Here is a 23,808-nt window from a genome sequence, read left to right on the forward strand (position 1 = left end):
ATAAAAAAGGAAGAGCAGGTGAGGGCATGAAAAACTTACTGAAAAATTGGGGGAAGACTATAGCGGGTTCAAAAACGAGGTGGGTGACTCTCCTCATTTGGATTGCTCTCGTAGCGGTCGTCTCTGTCGTGTGGCCCCAGGTGAACGACGAAACAACCGGGGGGAGTCAGCTTTTGCCGGAAGAGACGATGTCGGTGGAGGCTTCGAATATTGCAGACGAACAGTTTCCGAATGATGCGGGTGTACCTCTTCTGCTCGTATGGCACAGAGATGGCGGACTCGAACAGAAAGATCTGCAAAACATAAATACGTTATATCAGAATCTGGATGAGGATCCGCTTGAATACCAGTCCATGATTCCTCCTTTCGGAGAACTTCCGCCTCAGGCGCTGCTCGATTCCGCTTCCGGGGACGAAGAGGCTCTGACGACACCGGTGTTTTTCAGCGAGGAGGTCACCACGGACGATCTGCAGCCGGTCCTTTCCAGCTTGCAGGAACGGATTACGGAAATCACGGGAGAGAACTATTTCGATACGGACTTATCCGAGGACGGTATGCATATCAGATATACAGGCGCGGTAGGGATACAAATCGATTCCACGGAGCTTTTCAGTACGGCTGATATCACTCTGCTCATTTCTACCGTACTTCTCGTATTGTTCCTGCTTGTCCTTTTATACCGTTCTCCTATTCTGGCGGTCGTCCCGCTGATCGGTGTCGGTTTCGCCTACGGTATAATAAGTCCGCTTCTCGGATTTATGGCAGACCAGGGGTGGATCGTCGTCGACAGCCAGGCGGTCTCGATTATGACTGTACTTCTGTTCGGGGCCGGGACGGACTATTGTCTGTTCCTTATCACCCGTTACCGTGACGAACTTCTCATGGAACCGAATAAATATACCGCTCTTACGAAAGCGATCGCTCATTCCGGGGGAGCGATTATGATCAGTGCGCTGACGACAGCCGCAGGTCTGTTTACGCTCGTGGCGGCACAATATGCTTCCTACGACCGTTTCGCCGTCCCGTTCAGTGTGGCTATCATCGTTATGGCTGTAGCGGTTCTGACGCTTCTTCCCGCACTTCTGGCTCTTCTTGGAAGAACGGCTTTCTTTCCGTTCATTCCGCGGACAGAAGAAATGATTCAGAAACTGGAAAATAAAAAAGGGAAAAAAGTGAGACGACCGAAAACGAAAAGCCGATTCAGTGAATGGGTGGGTCGGATCACGGTGAGAAAACCGTGGACCATTATCACGGTGACGGTAGTAGTGCTCGGTATCCTTGCTTTGTTCGTCCCCCGTATCAACTATACGTACGGAGTGTTCGATTCTTTTCCCGATGATATGCCTTCCCGCGAAGGATTTGCGATTATAGGCGAACACTATCCGGAAGGTACGGTAGCACCGATGCAGGTGCTTATCCGATCGGACAGGGAAGTTTCTCTCCGGGAAGATATTGCAGCTCTCGACGAGGTGGAGTCCGTCGGGGAAGCGGAGAAAGGAGAAGAGAACGAAGAGTATGAACAATACAGCGTCACGCTCTCCATAGATCCCTATTCAAGGGAAGCCGTGGCTTTCGTTCCCGAGCTTAAGAACAGAGTGGAAGACCGGCTTCAGGAAGAAGGAGTGGAGGACCCGGAAGACCAGGTATGGATCAACGGGGAAACGGCCGGTCTGTATGATACGGAGAAAGTGACGAGTCGTGATCAGAACATCGTCATCCCGGTAATTCTGGTCATCATAGCCCTCATCCTCGTCACTTATCTCAGGTCCATTACGGCGATGGGATATCTGCTGTTGACTGTCGGTCTCTCCTATCTTTCCGCTCTCGGACTCGGATGGCTCATCATCCACTACGTCATGGGAGAGCCTGCAATGCAGGGACTCATTCCTCTGTACTCTTTCGTGTTCCTGGTGGCACTCGGAAATGACTATAATATATTTATGATTTCGAGTATATGGAAGAACAGGGAGCAGATGAAACTCGATGCTGCCATCAGCAACGGGGTAAGCAGTACGAGCGGGGTTATTACTTCCGCCGGCCTGATTCTGGCAGGAACGTTTGCGGTTCTTGCCGTACTGCCTCTGCAGGTCCTCGTCCAGTTCGGTACGGTGACCGCCATAGGCGTTCTGATCGACACGTTCGTCGTGCGCCCGTTCCTCGTACCTTCCATAACGAAAGTTCTTGGTAAGTACGCGTTCTGGCCCGCTATGAAAAAAGATCCGGAGGAATAGGAACGTCTATATAAAAGCGCAATAAAAAAGCTGTCCCCCACTACTTTTACGGAGTAGCGGGCGGGCAGCTTTTTTTAGTCTTCCGAAATAAATTTGCTGTGCTTGAAGGCGATAACGAGAAAGATAGCAAAAGCTATCAGCAGAATAGTTCCGCCTACAATAAAAAAGACGGTGCTGAATGTTTCAAGGCCGGGGAACGGCTTCGCGTAGTAAAGCCACATTCCGACAGTCAGTCCGAAAACCCCGATGAACGACCCCCATACGTGAGCGATAGCGAGTTTGGAATCTTTTGGTATCGGAAACACTTTGTAAAAAATGCCGAAAGCGAAAAGGGACAGCCACCCGACGACAAGAATGTGAGCGTGGATAGCGGAAAGTTCCAGGCCGCCGCCTCCGGCCATATGAGAGCCTATAAATGCCCCGATAAACGCATAAACGGCTGAAGTTTTTATGAGAAAACGCGTACGATCCATAAACTTCACTCCTTTCTACATGCCTATTATACACGTTGGCTCCGGAGTGAGGATATGAAAAACGGATTTGTCGAAAATTTATCATTAAGTTGGCAATCTTCCGCTCGTTCGATAGGATAAAGGGAGGAGGGATGAAAATGACACAAAGAATGGAAACATTTTGTGAAAGTATGAAAAAAGAGAACATGGACGCGGCATTCGTAAGTTCGAAGGAGAACTTCTTTTACCTGACCGGTTTCCTGACCGACCCGCACGAACGACTTCTTGGTCTGCTCGTTTTCCCGGATGAGAAAGTGGTGGCTGTTTTGCCGGCAATGGAGAAAGGGCAGCTGAAAGAAACCGGATTCAAAGGAGATATCATCGCCTATCAGGACCATGAAAATCCGTGGGAGGCGCTTGCGGATTATAACGAATCTGTACATACTCTCGGGATAGAAGAAGAGCATCTTTCTTACGGAAGAGCCGGGCAGCTGATCGAAGCTTTCGCCACTCCCGAAATCAGGGACGTCACGGGACTGCTCGACCGACAGCGGCTCCTCAAGGACGAGAAGGAAATCAGTATTATGAGAAAGGCGGCCTCTCTTGCCGATGAGGGAGTGGAAGCAGGCATAGCGGCTCTCGAAGAAGGAGTTTCGGAGATGGAAGTCCTTGCCCGGATCGAGTTCGAAATGAAGAAACGGGGGGTACGGGAGATGTCCTTCTCCACGATGGTTCTGTTCGGCGAGAAGGCCGGGCACCCGCATGGAAATCCGGGAGACCGGACTTTGAAAAGGGGCGATCTTGTACTGTTCGACCTCGGAGTCGTGTGGGAAGGATACACTTCAGACATAACGAGAACGGTAGCCTTTGGAGAAGTAGATGAAAAACAGCGCGAAATATATGAAACGGTGAAGCGGGCGGAACAGGCATCTCTAGATATAAGTAAGCCTGGCACCAGGATCGGAGACCTTGACCAGGTGGCAAGAAATGTCATTGAAGAAGCAGGATACGGGGATTACTTCCCGCACCGTATCGGTCACGGTCTTGGCATTAATGTCCATGAGTTCCCTTCCATGAGTCATCTGAATGAAGATGTGCTGAAGCCGGGGATGACGTATACGATCGAGCCCGGTATCTACGATCCTGAAACCGGAGGTGTACGGATCGAGGATGATGTGCTTGTTACGGAGGGAGGATATGAAATTTTAACGAAAACTCCTAAAGACCTGCGGATTATTTGAACAGGTAAGAAACCTGGCCCGGAACAGAATGAATATCAGAAATAGCAGACACTGCAGTGACCGCATACTATCGTGAGGTCGTTGCGGTGTCTGTTTATTTCTGCGCTGCTTTTCCACTCAGGAACGCGCAGATCGACGGGGTTGCGGGACAGAAAGGAAATAAATACGCCTCCGGACCTAGGGGAAGATATGTCTCCGGCTCATTACGGGAAGTACCGGAGTGCCGTAATATTAGTGTTGAAGGAGGAGATGGTATGAAACAGTTCTTATTGTTCATCGGAGCTCTGGCGGCTCTGGCGATTATTCTGGCAAGTCTCGGACCATTGATTATGCTTGCTGTCGGGATCTGGCTGCTATATCTCGTTTATAGACAGTTTACCAGGACGGATTCTGCCGGCGGGAAAATAGGATGGCTGATCGTCGGACTGCTGGTTCTTGCTTTTATTACGCCTCACCTTCCGGCATTGATCGGGGTTGCCGCTGCTTACGGGCTGTACCTTGTCTATAGAAGCTGGAAGAAAGAAGAACCGGAACCTGAGGACGATCCGTTCACTAATTTCGAGAAACAGTGGAAACAATTACAATAAGGAGGGATACCCATGACGAACCTATTCACGAGAATGAAAGACACTTTTATGGCGGATATTCACGACGCTCTGGATAAAAAAGAAGAAAAAAATCCTATGGCCCTGCTGAACCAGTACTTGAGAGAAAGCGAACAGGAAACGGAAAATGTGCAGAAGCTGATTGAACGTCAGTACAAACTGAAACAGGAGTTCGAAAATGAGTACGAGCAGGCGAAGAACATGGCTGAAAAACGGGAACGGCAGGCTGTCGTAGCGGGAAATGCCGGAGAAGAAGAAATGAAAGAATTCGCTCTTGCGGAACAGGAAGCCTATACCAATCGGGCGGAACGTTTGCTACAATCGAAGCAGGAAACGGATCAGCAGTTGCAGGAACTTGAACACAAATATGAAGAAATGAAACATAAACTGAAGGATATGCACGTAAAGCGTATGGAGCTGATGGGACGCGAGAATATAGCGAGAGCCCATCACCGTATGGACCGTGTTTCAAAAGAAGCGTCCGAACAGCCGTACAGCCGTTTTACAGAACTGGATCGCCACATGGAAAGGCTGGAGGAGCAGATTCAGCGTTCTTACCGGAAATCGACATTCGACAGTAAGATCCGGCAGCTGGAAAAAAATCAGTGAACCAATATCTCTCCTGTATCGTCCGATACGGGAGAGTATTGTGTAGGGGGGAGGATTATTATGTTTGAGAAAGTGGGAACGAAAACGATTAATAAACTTCTGCTCATTGCTGCGGTACTTCTTATAGCCGAAATCATTCTTTTTGATGGAGGAATTCTCTTTTCCCTGCTGTTCAGCGGTATCCTCGTGTATGTCGGGCACCGTTCCTATGACAGAGCATTCGGGAAGGTAGTGTTCTGGATCGGGCTCGTATCTCTCGTTATGACTATTTTAAGTATGGCCGTCGTCCGCTTCCTCCTTTTTATACTCCTCGTCCTTTTCCTCTATAATTACTTCCAGGCAGGTCGACATCCTGCCCGGCCCGTTTTCTCTCGAGAACCCCCTTCCCCGAAGAAGGAACCGGTAATCAGCCAGAAAATGTGGGGAGATCAGACGACTCCCGAAGCTTACGCCTGGAACGATATCAACGTGCACGGCGGCATCGGTGACAGAACGATAGACCTGAGCCACACCGTACTTCCGGAAAAAGCGATCATTTCCGTCAGGCATTTGGCGGGTACACTTACAATTTACGTACCGTATGAAACGGAAGTGCTCGTTCATCACAGCGCTCTCATAGGGCGCGCGACTATTTTCGATTACCGGAGTACGCATCTGTGGAACGGAACGGTTCATTATCAGACAGAAGACTACGGATGGAAAGAGCCTGGCGTGCGGATTGTCACTTCAGTTCTGTCGGGAGACCTTGAGGTGAAGCGCATATGAAAAAACACCTTATATTCTACGTGCTGCTGTTTATTTCTTTTTCCGTTCTGCTGACAGGCATTACCTTCCTCACTTTTCCTCCGGAGAACTGGTCGCTGCTGTACAGGAAAGAGGTACTGGATATGCCTTTCCTTCTCGTCCCTGTACTGGCTGGCCTCACCTTTGGTATCGGCACCGGGCTGGCTCAGGGTGTTCAGGAAAAACAGAAGAAGAAACATCTCTACCGGCAGCTCGACTGCCTGGTGCAGGGCATTCCGGTGGATGCTAAGGAGACAGGGGAAGGAGTGCGCGCCCGTCTGGAAGCGATCGAAAGAAAAATGAGCCGGCAGACGGAACTTTCCCGAAAACAGGCATCCGAACGGGCGGACGAAAGGGAAAGAAGTATTCAGGAAGTGGTCACTCAGGAAAGGAGCCGGCTGGCCCGGGAACTGCACGATTCGGTCAGCCAGCAGCTGTTCGCGGCTTCGATGATGATGTCTGCAATCAGTGAGCAGGAAGAAAACAGCAAGCTCCGTATGGTGGAACAAATGATCCACCAGTCCCAACTTGAGATGAGGGCTCTTCTCCTTCATCTGCGGCCTGTCCCGTTAAAAGGAAAAACGCTGAAGGAAGGAACAAAAGACCTTCTTGAGGAACTGACACAGAAAGTCCCTCTTCAGGTGGATAAACAGCTGGAGGAAGTGTCTCTTGAAAAAGGAGAGGAAGATCAGCTGTTCCGTATTCTTCAGGAAGCTGTTTCGAATACGTTGCGTCATGCCGAGGCTGACCATCTTACAGTGCAGCTGCTGCAGAGAGATGACTTCGTTCTGCTCAGGGTTCTGGATGACGGGAAAGGCTTTGATACGGAAAGTGCAGGCACGAATTCCTATGGCCTGGTCAACATGAACGAGCGGGCTCTTGAAGTAGGGGGAGTGTTGAAAATAGTAAGCGTAAAAGATGACGGTACGAGGGTGGAAGTGAAATTACCACGGAAGGGAAGGGAGGAAAAAGTATGATCCGGGTCCTGTTCGTAGATGATCACGAAATGGTCAGAATCGGGGTGTCCGCCTATCTGTCCGCTCAGCCGGATATAGAAGTCGTTGCTGAAGCGGCGAATGGAAAGGAAGGAGTGGAGAAAGCGTTCGAGTGCAGACCGGACATTATTCTTATGGATCTCGTCATGGAAGGGATGGACGGCATCGAAGCTACCGGTAAAATAATTTCGGAGTGGCCGGAGGCGAAGATCATTATCGTTACAAGTTTTATCGATGATGAGAAAGTGTACCCCGCACTGGAGGCGGGGGCGGTGAGTTATCTGTTGAAAACGTCGACGGCCGATGAGATTGCCGGAGCGATAAGAGCTACATACGGAGGGCAGTCGATACTCGAACCGGAAGTCACCGGGAAACTGATGGGCAAAAGAAGGAAAGAACCGCTGCATGACCAGCTGACGAAACGGGAAAAGGAAGTATTGCTGCTCATGGCGGAGGGCAAAACGAATCAGGAAATCGCAGACCTTCTTTTTATCGCACCGAAAACGGTCAAAGTACACGTCAGCAACGTTCTCGGGAAACTGGAAGTCCAGGATCGTACCCAGGCTGTCGTTTACGCTTTCAGGCATCATTTAATTAAGTGAGCGGAATTTGATATACTTGGAAAGGCATACAATTCAAATGGGAGTGATAGTCATGCAATGGACAAATCAGTTAGCCGGTCAGTTGAATTGGTCCGGAGATATTTCGAACAGAGAAGAAAAACAGCGGGTGGCGGATCAGGTAGCGGGAAAAGTGAAAGATAAGGATGTTATAGGCATCGGCTCCGGCTCCACTGCTTTCCTGGCACTGCAGGCTATTGCGGAACGCGTGAACGTAGAAGGGCTTGATGTGAAAGGCATACCCACTTCCAAAGAAGCGGAAATAAACTGTGCAGTCTTAGGACTTGCAACTACGACGCTTATAGATTCCCGTCCCGACTGGGGATTTGACGGGGCGGACGAAGTGGACGGCGACCGTCGACTGATCAAAGGGCGCGGAGGAGCTATGCTCCGGGAGAAACTCGTGATGGCCAGCGCGGAAAAGACGTACATTCTTGCAGATAAAAGCAAGATGGTAGAGAGACTCGGAGAGAAGTTCGCTGTGCCGATTGAAGTGGATGCGAGAGCTATTCATCTGGTGGAAACAGGACTCGGAAATTTATCTTCGGTGAAGCGTGTCGAGATGCGGATGGCTGAGAAAAAAGACGGCCCTGTCATTACAGAAGGAGGCAATATCATTCTGGATGTAACCTTTGAAGATATCCCCGCTGACGCGGAAAGTACTCTTAAAGCAATGCCTGGTGTTGTGGAAACAGGACTGTTCATCGGCTATCCGGTAGAAATTCTTACCGTATAAATTCTCTCCCCCTCTTTACAGTTGTGTTACAATATATCTTGCGATGTAATATTTCAGGATATTGAGGGGAAAAATGAGACGACTAATACTGGGGTTTTTCATATTGATGAGCGGCTGTTCGCTTATGGCTAATGCCGGTGAAGAAAAAGAAAAGGAACCGGTAAAAAAAGAGAATTATGAGAAGTATGAAGCTGATATAGAAACGAAAGTTGAGAAATTCGACAAACTTTCCATTGTGATGCACTACCCGGAAACGCCGAATGACCAGATTGACCAGACGGTACTGGACTACGTGAATGAACAGCGTTCCGAATTCAAAAAAGACAGTTATGAACGCGTGAAGAAAAAAGGGATCTCTGCCGTGCAGGAGCTCCACATCGATTACGACGTCGTTTATGAAGACAGCGCTACTTATGTAGTCAAGTTCAACGAGACGGTGACGTGGGGGGAAAAGCGTAAGGCTTTTGATGAAACGGTGCTGCATTTTGAGAAATCGAACGGGAAGAAACTTTCACTTACCCATTTTCTTCGGAGTGAGAATGATTATGAAGAAATCCGGAACTATCTGGAACGCACCTTTGAACGCAAACTATCGGAGAAGGAACTTAACGGCTTTACGTATGAAGGGGACGCTTTCACTTTCTTTGCGGGGAATCAGTCCGTACGGGTGAATAAACAGGAGCACCCGGAATGGTTCAAAGAAAAGTTCATGAAGAAGCGTTCGGATATGACGGAAAGACCTGGGAGTTTTCATGCGGAGAAAGAAATCACCGAAATTCCCGTTACCGAAAAAATGTTGGAAGAGTATCCTGTCGCAGTGATGGGAGGACCCCATCCGAAGAGGACAGAAGAAATTCTCCGGGTGCTGGAGAAGAACGACCGGAAAGCTGTGTTCTTTTTAATCGGCAAACGTGTCGAACGTTATCCGGCCGCAGTGGAAGCTATAAAAGAACAGGGGCACGCTGTGGTGGCTCATACATGGAACCACAGGCTCCCGGAACGTCTCACGGAGAAGAAAGAAAGCGAATACCGGGAACGTTCCGTGAACCTGCTCAGCTCTATTACAGGTCAGCAGGAGGTGCTGGTCTCCGGCGACAGGGTCAGTCCGGAAAAAGCACTCATCAACCGCCCTGACTGGGCCGGGGAGTCCGAGGCGTGGGTGAAGGAACAGCTCGTAAATTCCGCCCGTTCGAACGGGCAGCTTGTCGTAAGCGGATTGAATGAAAATACTCCTGCGCTTTTACGGGAAGTGCTTCTTGAACTGAAGGACTCCGGGAGCCGGGAGAAGGACACAGGCAGGGAAGAGTCCGGAGCAGAACGGCTGGCCGGGATGTAATTTTCTAATAAACAGCACAGACACTTCCGGCGGAGGTAATGTGCTGTTTTTTATTGCGCTCCGGACCTCTTCTGGTAGAGGATCTTCCGCAGCCGCTAAACCAGTAAGTGATATCTGATGAACTCTCCCCACTTATCGAATTCGACAAGGAAGCCGTCGTGCCCGAATTCGGTATCTATATGGAAATGCAGAGCGTGAGGAGCAAGGAGTGAAAACTCTTCCATGGATTCCTTCGGGTATACGAGATCTTTCTCGAAGCTCATCGTATAAACGTCCGCGCTGTACTGTTGGGCCGTCTCCTCAAGGGTGCCTCTGTTCCTTGTGATGTCGTGATGGTTCATGGCATCGAGAAGGTAAAGATAGCTGTTGGCATCAAACCGTTTCTTAATCTTCTTCCCCTGATAATCCAGGTAGGACTGGATATGATAATTCTCTTCGTTCTGCCGGCGGTTGAAGCGCTGGTGGAAGAGGGACCTGCTTCTGTAAGTGACCATCCCCGTCATTCTGGCAAGCTCGAAACCGTCCAGATCCTCATTCGACTGATAATTACCGTTTTTCCACTGCGGGTCACGTTTTATCGCTTCTCCCCCTATATGATTGAATGCTATTCCATAATCGCTGAGGGCCGGAGTGGAAGCGAGAATAAACAGCTTATCCATCGCATCCGGATACATAAGCCCCCATTCATACACCTGCATACCACCGAGTGACCCGCCGAGCACGGCATGTATGTGCGTGAAACCGAGAACTTCCAGAGCCCGTTTCTGAGCCCGTACTATATCTCTGATTGTTATGGAAGGGAAGTCGAGACGATAGACCTCTCCATTTTCGGGGTTTACGCTCGCCGGGCCGGTAGAGCCGTGACAGCCGCCAAGTACGTTGAAGGTGACAGTCTGAAATTCTTCTTCCGGGACTATCCCTTCTTTTCCGAATAGACCTCTCCACCATCCGGGTTCTTCTTCCGTACCAACGGTGTACTGATTGCCTGTGAGAGCGTGACATATAAGGAGCAGGGGCGCATTCTGGTTGCCGGCCTGCTCATAGGCGAGCGTGACTTCCGGCAGCCGTTCACCGGTTTCGCAAATGAACTCCCCGATCGACACTTCTTTATAAACGGTTTCACAAGTTCGGATATGATTGACGGACATCTGTCTTCCCTCCAATGGAATTATATAGGTAATGCGGCCGGGGAGCCCATACATAGAAAAAGCCCCCTTCTGATAAGTTAAGAAGAGGGCTGAATTATATATTGCCTCCTCTTATCTTTCAGATCAGTAAGATCTGTAGGACGTAGCACCTTTTCAAACTGACGTTTGAAGGTTGCCGGGCTTCACAGGGCCTAATCCCTCAGCCGCTCTTAATAAGAGTCGCACGAACTATTCAATTTAAGCTTATTATGAAGTATAACCACCAGAGGAAAGGTATGTCAACTAATTTTCTGACTATTTGAGATATGTTTGAAGGAAAAAGAGGCGGGGTACAATCAAAAGTATCCGATTATTAAAAGAGGAGTGGATTAATTATGGTAAAAGAATATAGCGTAGTACAAAACAAAGACAAAAACGGCTGGTACATTAAAATCGAAGACATCGCTCCGACGGATTTCTTCGAAGATTTTGATTCCGCAGTCAGCAAAGCCGAAGAAATTGCGAAGAAGAACTCTCCGAGTAAAGTTCTGATTCTCGATCAGGACGATAACGTGCAAGAAGAAAGAAGCTTTTAATTTAATTATGCGTAAAGAGCTGAAGGGTACCCCCTTCGGCTTTTTTTGTATGGAAAAAATAATATGATACATATTTTTCAGAATACTTATTGTAATATGTTTGTAATCGTGCTAAGATACAGACAATGAAACTGTGCAAACGAATTCACAGTATCGCTTCTGTCACCTGTCCTTTTCTTTACATAGGAGAAGGAGTAATTTATTGGATATTTTTGCAAACGAATGCACAAACTTTTCCGGCGTCCTTTATTTTTTTGTGTAAGTTGTAAGCGGATTCAAAAAATCAGAAACAGTAAAAGGGAGTGTATGGAATGAAGAAGAAAAAGTTTTATTCAGGGATTGCTACGGCTCTATTGGCTTCAAGTGTGCTGGCGGGCTGTTCGTTCGGCTCAGGTGAAGAATCTTCCGGCGGAAGTAATGACGGTGGAGGAGAAGGCGGCAACGGCGAAGCGGTTACGGTTGACGTTTTTCAATTCAAAGTGGAATTCAAAGATCAGTTTGAAGAACTTGTATCGATGTATGAAGAAGAGAACCCGGACGTCAATATTAACGTCAAAACCGTCGGTGGCGGTAACGATTACGGTGCTTCACTGAAAACTTCCTTCTCCTCCGGCGAAGAGCCTGACGTCTTCAACGTCGGCGGACCGACGGACGTGGACGAGTACGAAGAATATCTGGCCGACGTTTCGGATACGAAAGCTGCCGAAGCGGCTCTTGAGGGGACGTTGAACGGTGTAAGTCGTGACGATCAGGTTCTCGGACTTCCTTATAACCAGGAAGGCTATGGACTTCTTTACAATAAGAAAGTTTTCGAAGAAGCGGGTATTGATGCTTCCTCGATCAAGACGATGGAAGATCTGAAAGGTGCCGTGGAAACCCTGAATTCCAATAAAGAAGAATTGGGAATCAAAGCGCCGTTCGCTTTCCCCGGCAAAGAACAGTGGGTTATGGGTAACCACCTGGCAAACGCCTACCTGGCGGATGAGTTCAATCACGATGTAATGGAAGCATATGAAGCGGAGACTGTGGAATTCGCAATGGGAGATCAGATGAAAGAGTTCACGGATCTTCAGAGTGAAAATTCCATTCAGCCTGTATTGAGTCTCGATTATTCCCAGCAGGTGGAAGAGCACTTTTCTCTTGGAAACGTAGCGATGATTCAGCAGGGTAACTGGGTGTACAACACGATCGAATCCATGGATCAGGAATTCGCCGAAAACAATGTCGGGCTTCTTCCTATTCCGGTGGAAGGTTATGAAGGAAGTATTCCTGTAGGCGTGCCTAACTACTGGGTGGTAAACAAGCAATCCGAAGATGAAGTGGTACAGGCGTCCAAAGATTTCCTCGACTGGATGTACACGTCTGACAAAGGTAAGAAATTCGTAACGGAAGAATTCAAGTTCATTCCTGCTTACGAAGGGTACGAAGATCAGGAAATCGCAGATCCTATTTCCCAGGAAATATACAATTACGCGAACGAAGGTAATACGCTCGGCTGGGTTTTCCTCGGAGCTCCTACAGCGTGGACAGAAGATGCTCTCGGCGTCGCCATGCAGGAATATCTTGCCGGTGATATAACGTGGGAAGAAGTGGAGAAACAGGCGACTGATGCCTGGGAAGAAGCCAGACAATAAGCAAATAACAGAAGACCGGTAAAGAGCGCTGAACTATAGCGCTCTTATTGGTTACTGAAGGCGACAGAAGAGCTTTTTTACAACTGAGGAGGAACTTATTATGAGAAACAGGAGTTTATCATTCTGGCTTTTTCTGACCCCCGTTATTCTCGGGCTCGGAATTGTTGTCGTCATTCCATTCGTATACGGCCTCGTTTATTCATTTACGGACTGGAACGGATTAACGGCGAACAATTTCATCGGTTTGGAAAATTACATAAAACTGTTCCAGGAAGATGAGTTTATGAATTCAATCTGGTTCACTATCAAGTTTGCGGTCATTACCGTGCTGCTGCTGAACATATTCGGCCTTGGCCTCGCACTTCTCGTTACGAGAAACATGAAGACGAATAATTTAATGCGGACCATCTTTTTTATGCCGAACCTTATCGGGGGTCTCATACTCGGGTTTATCTGGCAATTTATTTTCATTTCTGTTTTTGGTGATATATCCGGAATTACAGGAATTGAAGGTCTGAGCGGCTGGTTATCTACGACGAACACAGGCTTCTGGGGACTGGTTATTCTCACTTCCTGGCAGATGGCCGGGTATATTATGATCATTTATATAGCCTATCTTGAAAACGTACCGAAAGAACTGATCGAGGCTTCAAAAATTGACGGGGCAAATGCAGTACAGCGATTCAAAAATGTCATTTTTCCGCTTGTGGCTCCCGCCTTTACGGTCAGTATGTTTCTTACCTTATCCATGTCTTTCAAAATTTACGACCAGAACCTGTCACTGACGAACGGAGGACCTTTCAACTCCACGCAGATGGTGGCAATGGAAATCGTACGTACGGCCTTCAGTGACAGGGAGATGGCGTATGCCCAGGCGAAAGCGGTCATTTTCTTCCTAATAGTAGCCGTCATTTCCCTGACGCAGGTTTATTACAATAAGAAACGTGAGGTGGACGTGTGATGAGGAAGGATAGAGAGAAACGAAATACAAGACTGCTTGAAATATTCGGCTTACTGCTGGCCCTTTTGTGGCTCTCTCCGTTTTATCTGATGATCGTCAACGCTTTCAAAACGAAGCGGGGGATTTTCGAGGGCGTCCTCGGAATACCGGTTGAACTTACATTTGAGAACTTCGTTAACGCTTTCGCGGAACTTGAATTTCTGAAGTCTCTCTTCAACTCCGTGCTTATAACCGGGTTGAGCATTCTGATCATCATTCTTTTCTCCTCGTTGAGCATTCTGATCATCATTCTTTTCTCCTCCATGGCGGGGTATGCTCTTGCGAGGAACAAAAGTAAGCTCTCCGGAATCATCTTTTTCGTATTTGTGGCAGCCATGCTCATTCCGTTCCAGTCTGTTATGATTCCTCTGGTGGCTATTTTCGGTCAGGTGGATATGCTGAATGCTGCCGGTCTCATCTTCATGTATCTCGGGTTCGGATGCAGCCTTTCCATCTTCCTTTATCACGGGGCGATGACCGGCATTTCCAAATCGCTGGATGAAGCCGCTATTATTGACGGGGCCAGCCGGTTTCAGACGTTCTGGTATATCATTTTTCCACTGCTGAAACCGATTTCCGTAACGGTGGCTATTTTGAATACGATATGGATCTGGAATGATTACCTGCTTCCGTCACTCGTACTGAGTGAAGCGAACGCAACGATTCCGCTGAAGATGTTCTATTTCTTCGGTCAGTACACAAAACAGTGGCACCTGGCTCTTGCCGGTCTGACTATAGCGATCATCCCGGTCATCATCGGTTATTTCTTCGCCCAGAAACAGATCATTGATGGAGTGTCGGAAGGTGCTGTGAAGTAGAGAGGAGCAGGAACGATGTCTGTTACGATTAAGGATGTAGCGAAGGAAGCGGGAGTCGCTCCTTCGACAGTATCCCGGGTGATTGCGGACAGTCCGCGAATCAGCCAGGTTACGAAGAAAAAAGTGAAAAAAGTCATGGAGGACATGGGCTATCACATGAACTACAACGCCCGCGTGCTTGTGAGGCAGGCTACCCAGACGATAGGGGTGGTGATGAAACATTCGAGTTCCCATTCTTTCGATAACCCCTTCTTCTCCGAAGTTCTGAGCGGAATCAGTAAGGCATGTCAGGAAAACGATTACAGCCTGAATCTGACGACCGGGGAGTCGGAAGAAGCTATTTTTCGGGATGTTATAAAAATGGTGCAGGGGAAAAGGGTGGATGCGATCGTAGTCCTTTATTCCAAAGAGGACGATCAGGTCGTTCCCTACCTGATGCAGCAGAACTTTCCGTTCGTCATGGTCGGGAAGCCGTTAATGGAGGCATCGAACATAATGTACGTGGATAATGACAACGTGCAGGCTTCGAATGAGGCAACGGATTATCTGATCCAGCTGGGGCATGAGCGGATCGGGATCGTCGGCGGAGAAGCCGATTTCGAAGTGACGAAAGCAAGGGTGGAAGGATATAAAAAAGCGCTCGCTCTCCATGGGTATCCGCAGAACGCTTCCTACATTAAGTACAGAAAAGACGGAAGTTACGACGGTACCATTATTACAGAAGAGCTGCTCGGGCTTCCGGAACCTCCGACAGCCCTTGTGATCATGGACGATTTTCATGCACTTTCCATTATTGCGGCACTCAAGGAGGCCGGCGTTTCCGTACCCGGGGATATGAGTGTTATCAGCTTCAACAATACGATCGTCTCCAGGCTCTCAAGTCCATCCCTTACAACGGTGGATACCAATGCAGGTCAGCTTGGCTATTATTCAGCCGACACCCTTATCGAAAAACTGCAGAAGCCCGGAATGATGAATAAAAGTCTGATTATCCCTACGAATATTGTGGAAAGAGAATCGTGCAGGGAACGAAAATAATTTTTTTTAAAGAAAAGTGCAAGCGATTTCGCTTATTGTTGCACAGAAGGAGGCAGTGAATATGAACGTACTGATATGGAACGAGTATCGCCATGAAAAGGAAAACCCGGCAGTTTCGGATATTTATCCGGAAGGGATCCACGGGGCCCTCGCCGATTTCCTGAAAAAAGACGGGCATACTGTTACCACGGCCACCCTTGATGAGGAGGAACACGGGCTGAAGAAGGAAGTCCTTGACCAGACGGACGTACTCGTCTGGTGGGGGCACAAAGCGCACGAGGAAGTTACCGAAGAGGCGGCCGAGAGAGTGAAGCAGAGAGTTCTCGACGGGATGGGGCTGGTCGTTCTCCACTCCGCCCACTTCTCGAAAGTATTCCGTAAGCTGATGGGAACCGGGTGCGATCTGAAATGGCGGGAAGCCGACGACAGGGAGCGGATCTGGAACGTTGATCCAACCCACCCGATCGCAGAAGGAATCGGTCAGTATTTTGAAATAGAAAAAGAGGAGATGTACGGGGAACACTTCGATATTCCGGCTCCGGATGAACTTATTTTCCTCAGCTGGTTTGAAGGCGGCGAAGTTTTCAGAAGCGGCGCTACGTTCAAACGCGGCAACGGTAAGATATTCTATTTCCGTCCCGGGCATGAAACATATCCGACTTATTATCATGAAGACGTACAGACGGTTATCCGTAACGGTGTCCGCTGGGCGCAGAATACGAACGGTCCGAAGCACCAGTACGGGAACGCTGCCCCGATTGAACGCATCTCCAAAAAATAAAAGTATGTAAACCTTTTGAAGGGAGCTGTTGATTTATGACATTGAAAACGGCAATTATCGGTTGTGGCAGTATCGCCCAGCACCGGCATTTAGTGGAGTATAGAAATAATGAAGAGACGGATATTACTGCAGTCTGTGACATTGTAGAAGAGCGGGCTGCCATCGCGGGTCAGATTTACGATGCCAAGACGTATACGGATTATGAAGAACTGTTCCAGAAAGAAGAAGTGGACATTGTAAGTATCTGCCTTCCGAACCATTTACATGCTTCCGTATCTATTGCAGCCCTGGAAGCAGGGGCTCACGTTTTATGTGAGAAGCCGATGGCTACAAGTACGGAAGAAGCGGAGCGAATGATCAGTGCGGCTGAGAAGAACGGAAAAAAACTGATGATTGCCCACAACCAGCGATTTGTAAAGTCCCACCGGAAAGCCCGGGAGATTGTCCGTTCGGGGGAACTTGGGAAAATCTACAGTTTCCGGACAACATTCGGTCACGGAGGGCCGGAAGACTGGAGCGTGGATGGGAAGGACAGCTGGTTCTTCAAAAAAGACGAAGCGTTCATCGGAGCGATGGGGGACCTCGGCGTCCATAAGGCGGATCTCATTCGCTATATTCTCGGAGAAGAGTTCACGGACGTAGCCGGTTTTGTTGAAAATAACGCAAAAGATGGTATTACGGTCGACGATAACGCCGTGTGCATGCTTCGTTCGGAATCGGGGATTCTCGGTACCCTCGCGGCAAGCTGGGCTTATAACACCGCTGAAGATAACTCCACGGTGATCTACGCGGAGAAAGGGATGCTCAGAATCGAGGACGACCCGGATTATTCTCTCGTAGCTTCTTATACGAACGGAGATGTAATCAATTTTCAGCTCGGTCAGATCCAGTCCAATGAAAGCGGCGGCCAGACGAACACCGGAGTCATCGATCATTTCGTGGAAAGTGTGCTGAACGATGAACAGCCGCTGATTGACGGTCATGAAGGGAAGAAATCCCTTGAAATCATTCTCGCAGCCCTGGAGTCCGGGGAAACGGGTAAAATCCAGTCGTTAAAGAAGGGATAATATGAATAAATGGAAAGTGGGAGTGATCGGTACGGGCGGGATAGCGACAGATCGCCACATCCCGGCCCTGCTGTCACTTCCTCATCTGGCTGAAATGACCGCCGTGCAGGATGTGGACAGGGAGCGGGCTTTGAAAGTCGCAAAGGAGTTTGAAGTGCCTCACGTTTGCACGTCTCCGGAGGAACTGCTCGATATCGTCGACGCTGTCATTATCTGTACACCGAATAAATTCCACGCGGAACTGAGTATAAAAGCCCTGAACAAAGGCGTACACGTCTTGTGCGAAAAGCCGATGGCCATGGACCGGCATGAAGCAGAAGCTATGCTGAGAGCTGCGCAGGAAAATGATAGAACTCTGGCTATCGCCTATCATTATCGTCACACTCCGGAAGGAATTATGGCGAAACGGGTGACGGAAGCGGGAGAACTCGGCAAGCCTCTTGTAGCGAGAGTGCAGGCCATGCGCCGGAGAAAGGTGCCGGGGTGGGGAGTGTTTACGGACAAAGACCTGCAGGGTGGCGGAAGCCTTATTGATTTTGGGTGTCATCTGCTGGATTTGTCGCTCTGGCTGCTCGGAAATCCGGAACCGGTGGAAGTGAGCGCCCAGACGTATAACGAGCTGAGCAGAACGCCGGGTCAGGTGAATGACTGGGGAGAAGTGGATCCTGAATCGTTCGAAGTGGATGATCACGTGACAAGTTACATACGTTTTGAAAACGGAGTGACGCTTCAGTTCGAATGCTCCTGGGCCGCAAATATAAAAGAGGATCATACGACTCTCAGCATATCGGGAGTACAGGGGGGGCTGGACGTGTATCCGTTCGAACTGTATCAGTCGAAACACGGTGCCGTGTGGGATGCCACCCCGGTAATGAGAGAAGAAGAGAGCGGATGGGCAGGGAAAAGGCAGATAGCTAATTTTCTTGAAGGCCTGAACGGCGGGGAAAAACTCGCTGTGCATCCTCAGGAGGCACTCCGTGTCACAAAAATTATAGACGCGATGTATGAAAGCAGTCGTACAGGGCAAGCGGTAGTAATGAACAGGCAGGAGGAGGAGTTACGATGAAACTTGGTGTCTTTGCAGTATTATTTTCAGATCTTTCCTTTGAAGAGATGCTCGACAAAGCGAAGGATTCGGGATTGAAGGCAGTGGAGATAGGGACAGGCGGATATCCGGGGGATGCTCACTGTCATGTGGACGAACTGCTTGGAAGTGAGGAGAAGCGCCGGGCTTATCTGGAGGAAGTGAATAAGCGGGGGCTTGAAATCAGTGCTTTCAGCTGCCACGGCAATCCTGTATCACCGGACGAAGCATTCGCATCCCGCTCTCATGAAAGTTTCGTGAAAACTGTGAAACTGGCCGGCCTGATGGGGGTACCTGTAGTAAATACTTTTTCCGGAACGCCGGGAGGTTCTGAGACGGACAAAACGCCGAACTGGCCCGTCACTCCATGGCCGGAGGAATACTCACAAGTGCTGAACTGGCAATGGGAAGAGAAACTCGTTCCTTACTGGAAAGAGCAGGCTGCTCTTGCTGAGAAGCATGGTGTGAAAATAGGGCTTGAACTTCATGCAGGCTTTCTTGTTCATACGCCGCACACGATGCTGAAACTGCGCGAAGCTACTTCTCCGGCTATCGGGGCCAACCTTGATCCGAGTCACCTGTGGTGGCAGGGAATCGATCCGGTTGCCGCTATTAAAATTCTTGGTAAAGAAGGGGCGATCCATCACTTCCATGCCAAAGATACGTATATAGATCAGGAAAATGTGAATATGTACGGTCTCACCGACATGCAGCCGTACGGGGAAGTTCGCAGCCGGGCCTGGAGTTTCCGTTCGGTCGGGTATGGACACAGCGTGCAGGAGTGGTCCGATATCGTGAGTGCTCTCAGAACGTTCGGTTACGACCACGCGGTGAGTATAGAGCACGAGGACCCGATCATGTCGATCGAAGAAGGTTTCAAAAGAGCAGTGAACAATCTCGACAATGTTATCATCGAAGAACCGCCAGCCGATATGTGGTGGGCCTGAGGCGTAATTCACCGGAGAGTACACGTACTTTAAACAGGGAGGGGAACCATGATGGGAAAACAAACGGGGTTTATGGGCGGTATGTATGCCGTAAGTGAGTGGATAGCAAAATTTTCGTTGACGAACCTGGCCTGGTTTGCCATGAACCTTCCCATTGTCGTCCTCGTTCTAAGTCTTCTTGACGCCCGCGATCAGGGTGAGGTACTCATACTTCTGATACCGATTATCCTGCTCGCTCCGGTGGTCTTTTTCCCGGCTACTGCCGCTTTGTTCGCTAAAGCGAGGGAGTGGGTAAGAAAAGATTATATGGTCGAAAACAAATCGTACTGGAGTTACTACAGGGAAAACTACCTGCAAAGTATTGCGGGAGGGCTGCTGTTCACCCTGCTGTGGGTCATCGTTGCCGTCGATATTTATTATTTTTATGAATCGAGCACGATTCTTACCGGAGTTTTCCTTGTCACTTCCATTTTGCTGTACGTATTTACCGTGAACTTCTTCGCAACAGTCGTACACGTGTCTTTGCCTTTTCGAAAACTGGTGAAGCGGTCTTTCTTCATTACGCTCGGCAGTCCTCTCCTCTTCGGAACGATTGCTGTAACGAACGGCTTCCTTCTGATGGTGAGTGTCTATATGTTTCCGGTGATCATCCCCGTCTTTACGGGAGCAATCGTCGCTTTCCTCAGTTTTTCCGCTTACTATCGTTTTATTATTGCGGTGAAGAAGGAAGAGGAATGAACCGGTCCGTCCCTTTGTGGGGGCGGGCTTTTTTGATGGGGATGCCGGATTGGTTGAATTGTTATTCATTCTATTATACGTTTAAAGAAGAAAGAGACGAAGCGGGAGTGGGGCAGAGATGAAGGAGGAGAAGGATGTCAGATTATGAAGTGATTATCGTAGGAGCAAGAGTGGCAGGAGCCAGTCTCGCTATCAGACTCGGCCAGCTGGGGATACGGACGCTGGTGATTGAAAAAGCCAGCTTTCCGAGCGATACGTTATCGACCCACCTTCTTTCCCATCAGCATTACCTAGACGTACTGGGAGTGAAAGAGAAGGTGGCCGGTCTCGGGCTCAGGGAAATCAGACGGATGCGTACATATATCGGGAAGAGTTTTACAGAAGCAGAAAGAGACGGGGCGACGGTAATTCCGGGACGGGCATCTTTTGACTCCCTGCTTATGGAGGAAGCGACTGCCTTTGAAACGGTAGAGTTCAGGGAGGAGATGCAGGTGCGTCGCCTGCTCTGGACGGATGGAGCGGTTACGGGCGTGGAAATCGTGGATAGAAAGGGGAAGAAAACAGAGCTCACAGCCGGACTGGTAGTCGGAGCCGACGGCCGGAATTCCACCGTCGCGGCGGAAGCGGGAGCTGCCATGTACGATTACACCCCGGCTCAGCGTCCGGTGTTTTACGGATATTACGAAGGTATATCTCCCCTCCCGGACCCGGCGGTGGAGATCTTCCTGGAGGAAGGAAGAATCGGCTTCGTCTTTCCGATGCAGGAAGGGATGGACTGTCTCGGTCTTGAAATCCATCCTGAAGAGTTCAAGTCGTTTGCCCGGGATCCGCAAAACGAGTTTGAAAAAGTATTTAAACGCATGTATGGAATGGAAGCGAGAATGGAGGAGTCCGTGCTTCACGGAAAAGTCATCGGGACGCCCGGGGTTCCAAATTTCTTCAGAGAGCCATACGGCAGAGGCTGGGCTCTTATAGGAGATGCAGCTCACGCCAAAGATCCGAGCACGGGACTCGGAATGAACGATGCTATCTGGCAGGCTCTTCTGCTGGCAGAAGTTATTCAAAAAACGGCAGACGGGGCGTCGTTCGGAGAGGAAATGGAAAAGTACCGCAAAGAACGGGATGAAGTTTTGAAGCCCTCCTACGATTTTACGCTCGGCTACATCAGTACGCTGAGAAGCTGGACGGAGGAGGAACTGGAAGCATTCCGGAAGTGGGCCTCCAACCCGGTGATGGTCAAAAATCAGGTACCTGCTTTTATGGAAATGTTCAAGTGAAGTGAAAAAATCCCCCGTGCTCCGGCAGGAGGTCACGGGATTTTTGAATGGAGAGAAAGACGAATAAAGATTTAACGGGACCTTATCTCCGGATAGGTTTCTTCCACACGGTCTATAATTTCTTCAAATCTGCCGTCTTCCCGAAGGACAGCCGTCATTCCTTTAATGATAGCAGTGCGGGGAGAGGAGGAAGTGAGCTCTTCTTTCAGGATGGTCAGCGCTTCTTTTTCTTCACCGCCGGCTTTCGTTTCTTTTGCCTGTATCAGTTTATGAAGGGCCGATTCGCTGACGCCGAGGAACTCTTCGGGGATGAGGTCCGCCATGTAGGCTTTTGTAAGCAGCGGAGTATCCTGATGATAGAGAAAGCCTTCAACGAGGTAGTCGACCCGTCGCAGTAAGGTTTCGGCCAGGTTCCTGAAGTCGAAGCGGGCTCCTTCCATAAGAATCAGTTCCAGATAGGCTTTGTACATCCCTTCGCTTATGATACTTATTTCAAAAGAGAATTCCTCCGCATTTTTACCGTATATGTCAAGGATATGGTTCTGATAGAACTGGTACGATTCATAACGCATCCGACTGGTGAACGTTTCGATATCTTCGTTGAACGGTATCGTCTGTTCGCGAATCTGCATCTTAATGAAATCCCGGTGGGAGGCTATTTCTTTGAACATTACGGCAAGTTGTGAAACGAACTTCTCGCGCGGATCCGGTTCATTAACACATGCATCCACTTTTGCTTTCATCTGATTATAGTAGTAATCAAACAGGGCAAAAAGCAGTTCGTCTTTGGAAGAAAAGTGAAGGTAAAAAGCTCCCTTGGAGATTCCTGCGTTTTTAGCGATTTCCTGAACGGAAGTCGAGGTGAATCCTTTTTTTGCAAATAATTTGATGGCTGCCTGCATGATGGATATCGATTTTTCGTCCATAGTACATTCTCCTTGGAGTTGCTGATATTTTTCAGTATAACACGGGGCGGAAGAGGATCACTTACGTTCGCACATTTTTCGGCGCATCCCTCCTGCTTCGTTCTGCCGCTTCTAAGCGGAAGGTTTCACTTTTCGGGGGCCAGTTCCACCTTCCAGAAGCTCGTGCCCGAAGCAGGAAGTCCGGGAAAGGAAAACCGCCTTTCGCTTGTCCTTCCTGCTTCGTTCTGCCGCTTCTAAACGGAAGGTTTCACTTTTCTATGGCCAGTTTTTTTGAATCTTTCTACGGTATATAAAAGGAGTCCTGTCCAGATGAAAGCGAAAGCTACAACGTGAACGGAAGTGAAAGGTTCGTTGTACATAAACACCCCGATCAAAAGCATGAGGGTCGGTGCTATATATTGAAGAAAGCCCACCATGGAGAGAGGTATGCGTTTCGTTCCGCTCGTGAAAAGTAACAGAGGTATGGCTGTCACTGCTCCTGCGCTGAATACGAGCAGGGAATTCGAGGAGAACCACGTCACCTCTCCGGGGAAACCGGAAGCAGGAATCAGGTAAACCAGAGCAAGAGGCGTCACGATTGCTGTTTCCACCGTCAGACCGAAAATAGCCGGGATCGCCGCCATTTTCTTCAGCAGTCCATATACTGCGAAGCTCATCGCAAGAGCGACGGACACCCACGGGAATGCTCCAACGTTAACGGTCATATAAGCGACTCCCGCACCGGCGAGAAGGAAAGAGAACCACTGGGCTTTCGTGAAAGTTTCCTTCATTACGAGCATACTGAAAAAGATGCTGATCAGAGGGTTGATATAGTAGCCGAGACTTGCCTGAACCACATGCCCGCTGTTTACAGCCCAGATGAAGATGAACCAGTTCAGGCTGATGGCGAAGGACGCCAGAATAATGCCGATAAGCGATTTTTTATCATTCCATAGCGTCCGTACACTCTGGAAAAAGTCTTTCTGTTTGCGGAGAACGATAACGATTCCAACCATGAATACGAGTGCCCACACTATCCGGTGGGCCAGAATTTCGAAAGGGGCTATGTGTTCCAGTGTTTTCCAGTAGATGGGCAGAATACCCCACAGCAGATAAGCGACGATTGTAATGAGAATCCCCTTGTTTTCCTCTTCCATTTTCCCCCTCCTCCCTGAAGACAGTGCCGTC

25 protein-coding genes and 1 riboswitch are annotated in these 23,808 nt (G+C 49.1%); of the genes, 21 read left to right on the forward strand and 4 right to left on the reverse strand.

All coding sequences use genetic code 11. The features are described from left to right. Positions 1 to 26: 26 nt before the first annotated feature. On the forward strand, positions 27 to 2,231 hold the full coding sequence (locus AAV35_RS01720; protein WP_008589339.1) for an MMPL family transporter: 2,205 nt from the start codon (positions 27 to 29) through the stop codon (positions 2,229 to 2,231). A 74-nt stretch (positions 2,232 to 2,305) separates the two neighbouring features. On the opposite strand, the gene AAV35_RS01725 is transcribed toward AAV35_RS01720, so the two are convergent. Beyond that, positions 2,306 to 2,704, reverse strand: coding sequence for a hypothetical protein (locus AAV35_RS01725; protein ID WP_008589341.1), 399 nt, complete (start codon positions 2,702 to 2,704; stop codon positions 2,306 to 2,308). Between the two features lie 137 nt (positions 2,705 to 2,841). Between AAV35_RS01725 and AAV35_RS01730 the strand changes: the two genes are divergently transcribed. From AAV35_RS01730 to AAV35_RS01765, 8 genes are all read left to right on the forward strand, one after another. Further along, positions 2,842 to 3,924 (forward strand): M24 family metallopeptidase, encoded by a 1,083-nt coding sequence (locus tag AAV35_RS01730; protein ID WP_008589342.1) that lies wholly within the window; start codon positions 2,842 to 2,844, stop codon positions 3,922 to 3,924. Between the two features lie 254 nt (positions 3,925 to 4,178). Continuing rightward, positions 4,179 to 4,511: a lmo0954 family membrane protein gene (locus AAV35_RS01735; RefSeq protein WP_008589343.1), complete on the forward strand. Its 333-nt coding sequence runs from the start codon at positions 4,179 to 4,181 to the stop codon at positions 4,509 to 4,511. Positions 4,512 to 4,523: 12 nt separating this feature from the next. Continuing rightward, positions 4,524 to 5,138, forward strand: a complete 615-nt coding sequence (locus AAV35_RS01740) for a PspA/IM30 family protein (RefSeq protein ID WP_008589344.1) — start codon at positions 4,524 to 4,526, stop codon at positions 5,136 to 5,138. A gap of 60 nt (positions 5,139 to 5,198) precedes the next feature. Further along, entirely contained in the window at positions 5,199 to 5,903 is a 705-nt protein-coding gene (gene liaF / locus AAV35_RS01745; RefSeq protein ID WP_008589345.1) for a cell wall-active antibiotics response protein LiaF, read from the forward strand. After that, entirely contained in the window at positions 5,900 to 6,898 is a 999-nt protein-coding gene (locus tag AAV35_RS01750; RefSeq protein WP_008589346.1) for a sensor histidine kinase, read from the forward strand. Before liaF ends, AAV35_RS01750 begins: the two co-directional genes overlap by 4 nt. Further along, positions 6,895 to 7,518, forward strand: a complete 624-nt coding sequence (locus tag AAV35_RS01755; RefSeq protein WP_008589347.1) for a response regulator transcription factor — start codon at positions 6,895 to 6,897, stop codon at positions 7,516 to 7,518. The genes AAV35_RS01750 and AAV35_RS01755 overlap by 4 nt, the downstream gene beginning before the upstream one ends. 52 nt (positions 7,519 to 7,570) lie before the next feature. Then, complete coding sequence (gene rpiA, locus AAV35_RS01760) at positions 7,571 to 8,272, forward strand: ribose 5-phosphate isomerase A (RefSeq protein ID WP_008589348.1); 702 nt, start codon at positions 7,571 to 7,573, stop codon at positions 8,270 to 8,272. A gap of 73 nt (positions 8,273 to 8,345) precedes the next feature. Continuing rightward, positions 8,346 to 9,608 (forward strand): polysaccharide deacetylase family protein, encoded by a 1,263-nt coding sequence (locus AAV35_RS01765; RefSeq protein ID WP_082409511.1) that lies wholly within the window; start codon positions 8,346 to 8,348, stop codon positions 9,606 to 9,608. A 95-nt stretch (positions 9,609 to 9,703) separates the two neighbouring features. On the opposite strand, the gene metX is transcribed toward AAV35_RS01765, so the two are convergent. Then, positions 9,704 to 10,756 carry a homoserine O-acetyltransferase MetX gene (metX, locus tag AAV35_RS01770; protein ID WP_040609275.1) on the reverse strand — a complete coding sequence of 351 codons (1,053 nt, stop codon included), beginning with the start codon at positions 10,754 to 10,756 and terminating at the stop codon, positions 9,704 to 9,706. Positions 10,757 to 10,864: 108 nt separating this feature from the next. Beyond that, a riboswitch (SAM riboswitch) is annotated at positions 10,865 to 10,975 on the reverse strand. Between the two features lie 155 nt (positions 10,976 to 11,130). Here metX and AAV35_RS01775 point away from each other — a divergent pair. The 12 genes from AAV35_RS01775 (at position 11,131) to AAV35_RS01825 (ending at position 21,715) form a co-directional block, all read left to right on the forward strand. Then, on the forward strand, positions 11,131 to 11,331 hold the full coding sequence (locus AAV35_RS01775) for a DUF2188 domain-containing protein (protein WP_008589353.1): 201 nt from the start codon (positions 11,131 to 11,133) through the stop codon (positions 11,329 to 11,331). A gap of 311 nt (positions 11,332 to 11,642) precedes the next feature. Beyond that, a complete protein-coding gene (locus AAV35_RS01780; RefSeq protein ID WP_008589354.1) occupies positions 11,643 to 12,965 on the forward strand; it encodes an ABC transporter substrate-binding protein in 1,323 nt (440 codons plus the stop codon). Between the two features lie 100 nt (positions 12,966 to 13,065). Next, complete coding sequence (locus AAV35_RS01785; protein ID WP_008589355.1) at positions 13,066 to 13,926, forward strand: carbohydrate ABC transporter permease; 861 nt, start codon at positions 13,066 to 13,068, stop codon at positions 13,924 to 13,926. Next, on the forward strand, positions 13,926 to 14,783 hold the full coding sequence (locus tag AAV35_RS01790) for a carbohydrate ABC transporter permease (RefSeq protein ID WP_065757334.1): 858 nt from the start codon (positions 13,926 to 13,928) through the stop codon (positions 14,781 to 14,783). Before AAV35_RS01785 ends, AAV35_RS01790 begins: the two co-directional genes overlap by 1 nt. Positions 14,784 to 14,798: 15 nt before the next feature. Next, the gene (locus AAV35_RS01795; protein ID WP_008589357.1) at positions 14,799 to 15,821 is read left to right on the forward strand and encodes a LacI family DNA-binding transcriptional regulator; all 1,023 of its coding nucleotides are present in this window, start codon (positions 14,799 to 14,801) and stop codon (positions 15,819 to 15,821) included. Positions 15,822 to 15,882: 61 nt separating this feature from the next. Further along, positions 15,883 to 16,602, forward strand: a complete 720-nt coding sequence (locus AAV35_RS01800; protein ID WP_008589358.1) for a ThuA domain-containing protein — start codon at positions 15,883 to 15,885, stop codon at positions 16,600 to 16,602. Between the two features lie 35 nt (positions 16,603 to 16,637). Next, complete coding sequence (locus AAV35_RS01805) at positions 16,638 to 17,669, forward strand: Gfo/Idh/MocA family protein (protein WP_008589359.1); 1,032 nt, start codon at positions 16,638 to 16,640, stop codon at positions 17,667 to 17,669. Position 17,670: 1 nt separating this feature from the next. Continuing rightward, a complete protein-coding gene (locus AAV35_RS01810; RefSeq protein ID WP_008589360.1) occupies positions 17,671 to 18,735 on the forward strand; it encodes a Gfo/Idh/MocA family protein in 1,065 nt (354 codons plus the stop codon). Next, on the forward strand, positions 18,732 to 19,700 hold the full coding sequence (locus AAV35_RS01815; RefSeq protein ID WP_008589361.1) for a sugar phosphate isomerase/epimerase family protein: 969 nt from the start codon (positions 18,732 to 18,734) through the stop codon (positions 19,698 to 19,700). The genes AAV35_RS01810 and AAV35_RS01815 overlap by 4 nt, the downstream gene beginning before the upstream one ends. Before the next feature lie 48 nt (positions 19,701 to 19,748). Continuing rightward, on the forward strand, positions 19,749 to 20,438 hold the full coding sequence (locus tag AAV35_RS01820; RefSeq protein ID WP_244890594.1) for a YesL family protein: 690 nt from the start codon (positions 19,749 to 19,751) through the stop codon (positions 20,436 to 20,438). Further along, positions 20,435 to 20,560, forward strand: coding sequence for a hypothetical protein (locus AAV35_RS14600; protein WP_272947611.1), 126 nt, complete (start codon positions 20,435 to 20,437; stop codon positions 20,558 to 20,560). Before AAV35_RS01820 ends, AAV35_RS14600 begins: the two co-directional genes overlap by 4 nt. Before the next feature lie 12 nt (positions 20,561 to 20,572). Next, on the forward strand, positions 20,573 to 21,715 hold the full coding sequence (locus tag AAV35_RS01825; protein ID WP_008589363.1) for an FAD-dependent oxidoreductase: 1,143 nt from the start codon (positions 20,573 to 20,575) through the stop codon (positions 21,713 to 21,715). A gap of 71 nt (positions 21,716 to 21,786) precedes the next feature. Here the strand turns inward: AAV35_RS01825 and AAV35_RS01830 are convergent, their stop codons facing one another. Then, on the reverse strand, positions 21,787 to 22,641 hold the full coding sequence (locus tag AAV35_RS01830; protein WP_008589364.1) for a TetR/AcrR family transcriptional regulator: 855 nt from the start codon (positions 22,639 to 22,641) through the stop codon (positions 21,787 to 21,789). Positions 22,642 to 22,874: 233 nt separating this feature from the next. After that, positions 22,875 to 23,777, reverse strand: a complete 903-nt coding sequence (gene rarD, locus AAV35_RS01835; protein WP_008589365.1) for an EamA family transporter RarD — start codon at positions 23,775 to 23,777, stop codon at positions 22,875 to 22,877. Between the last annotated feature and the right edge of the window lie 31 nt (positions 23,778 to 23,808).

The organism is Salimicrobium jeotgali, assembly GCF_001685435.2.
GTDB lineage: Bacteria > Bacillota > Bacilli > Bacillales > Halobacillaceae > Salimicrobium > Salimicrobium album.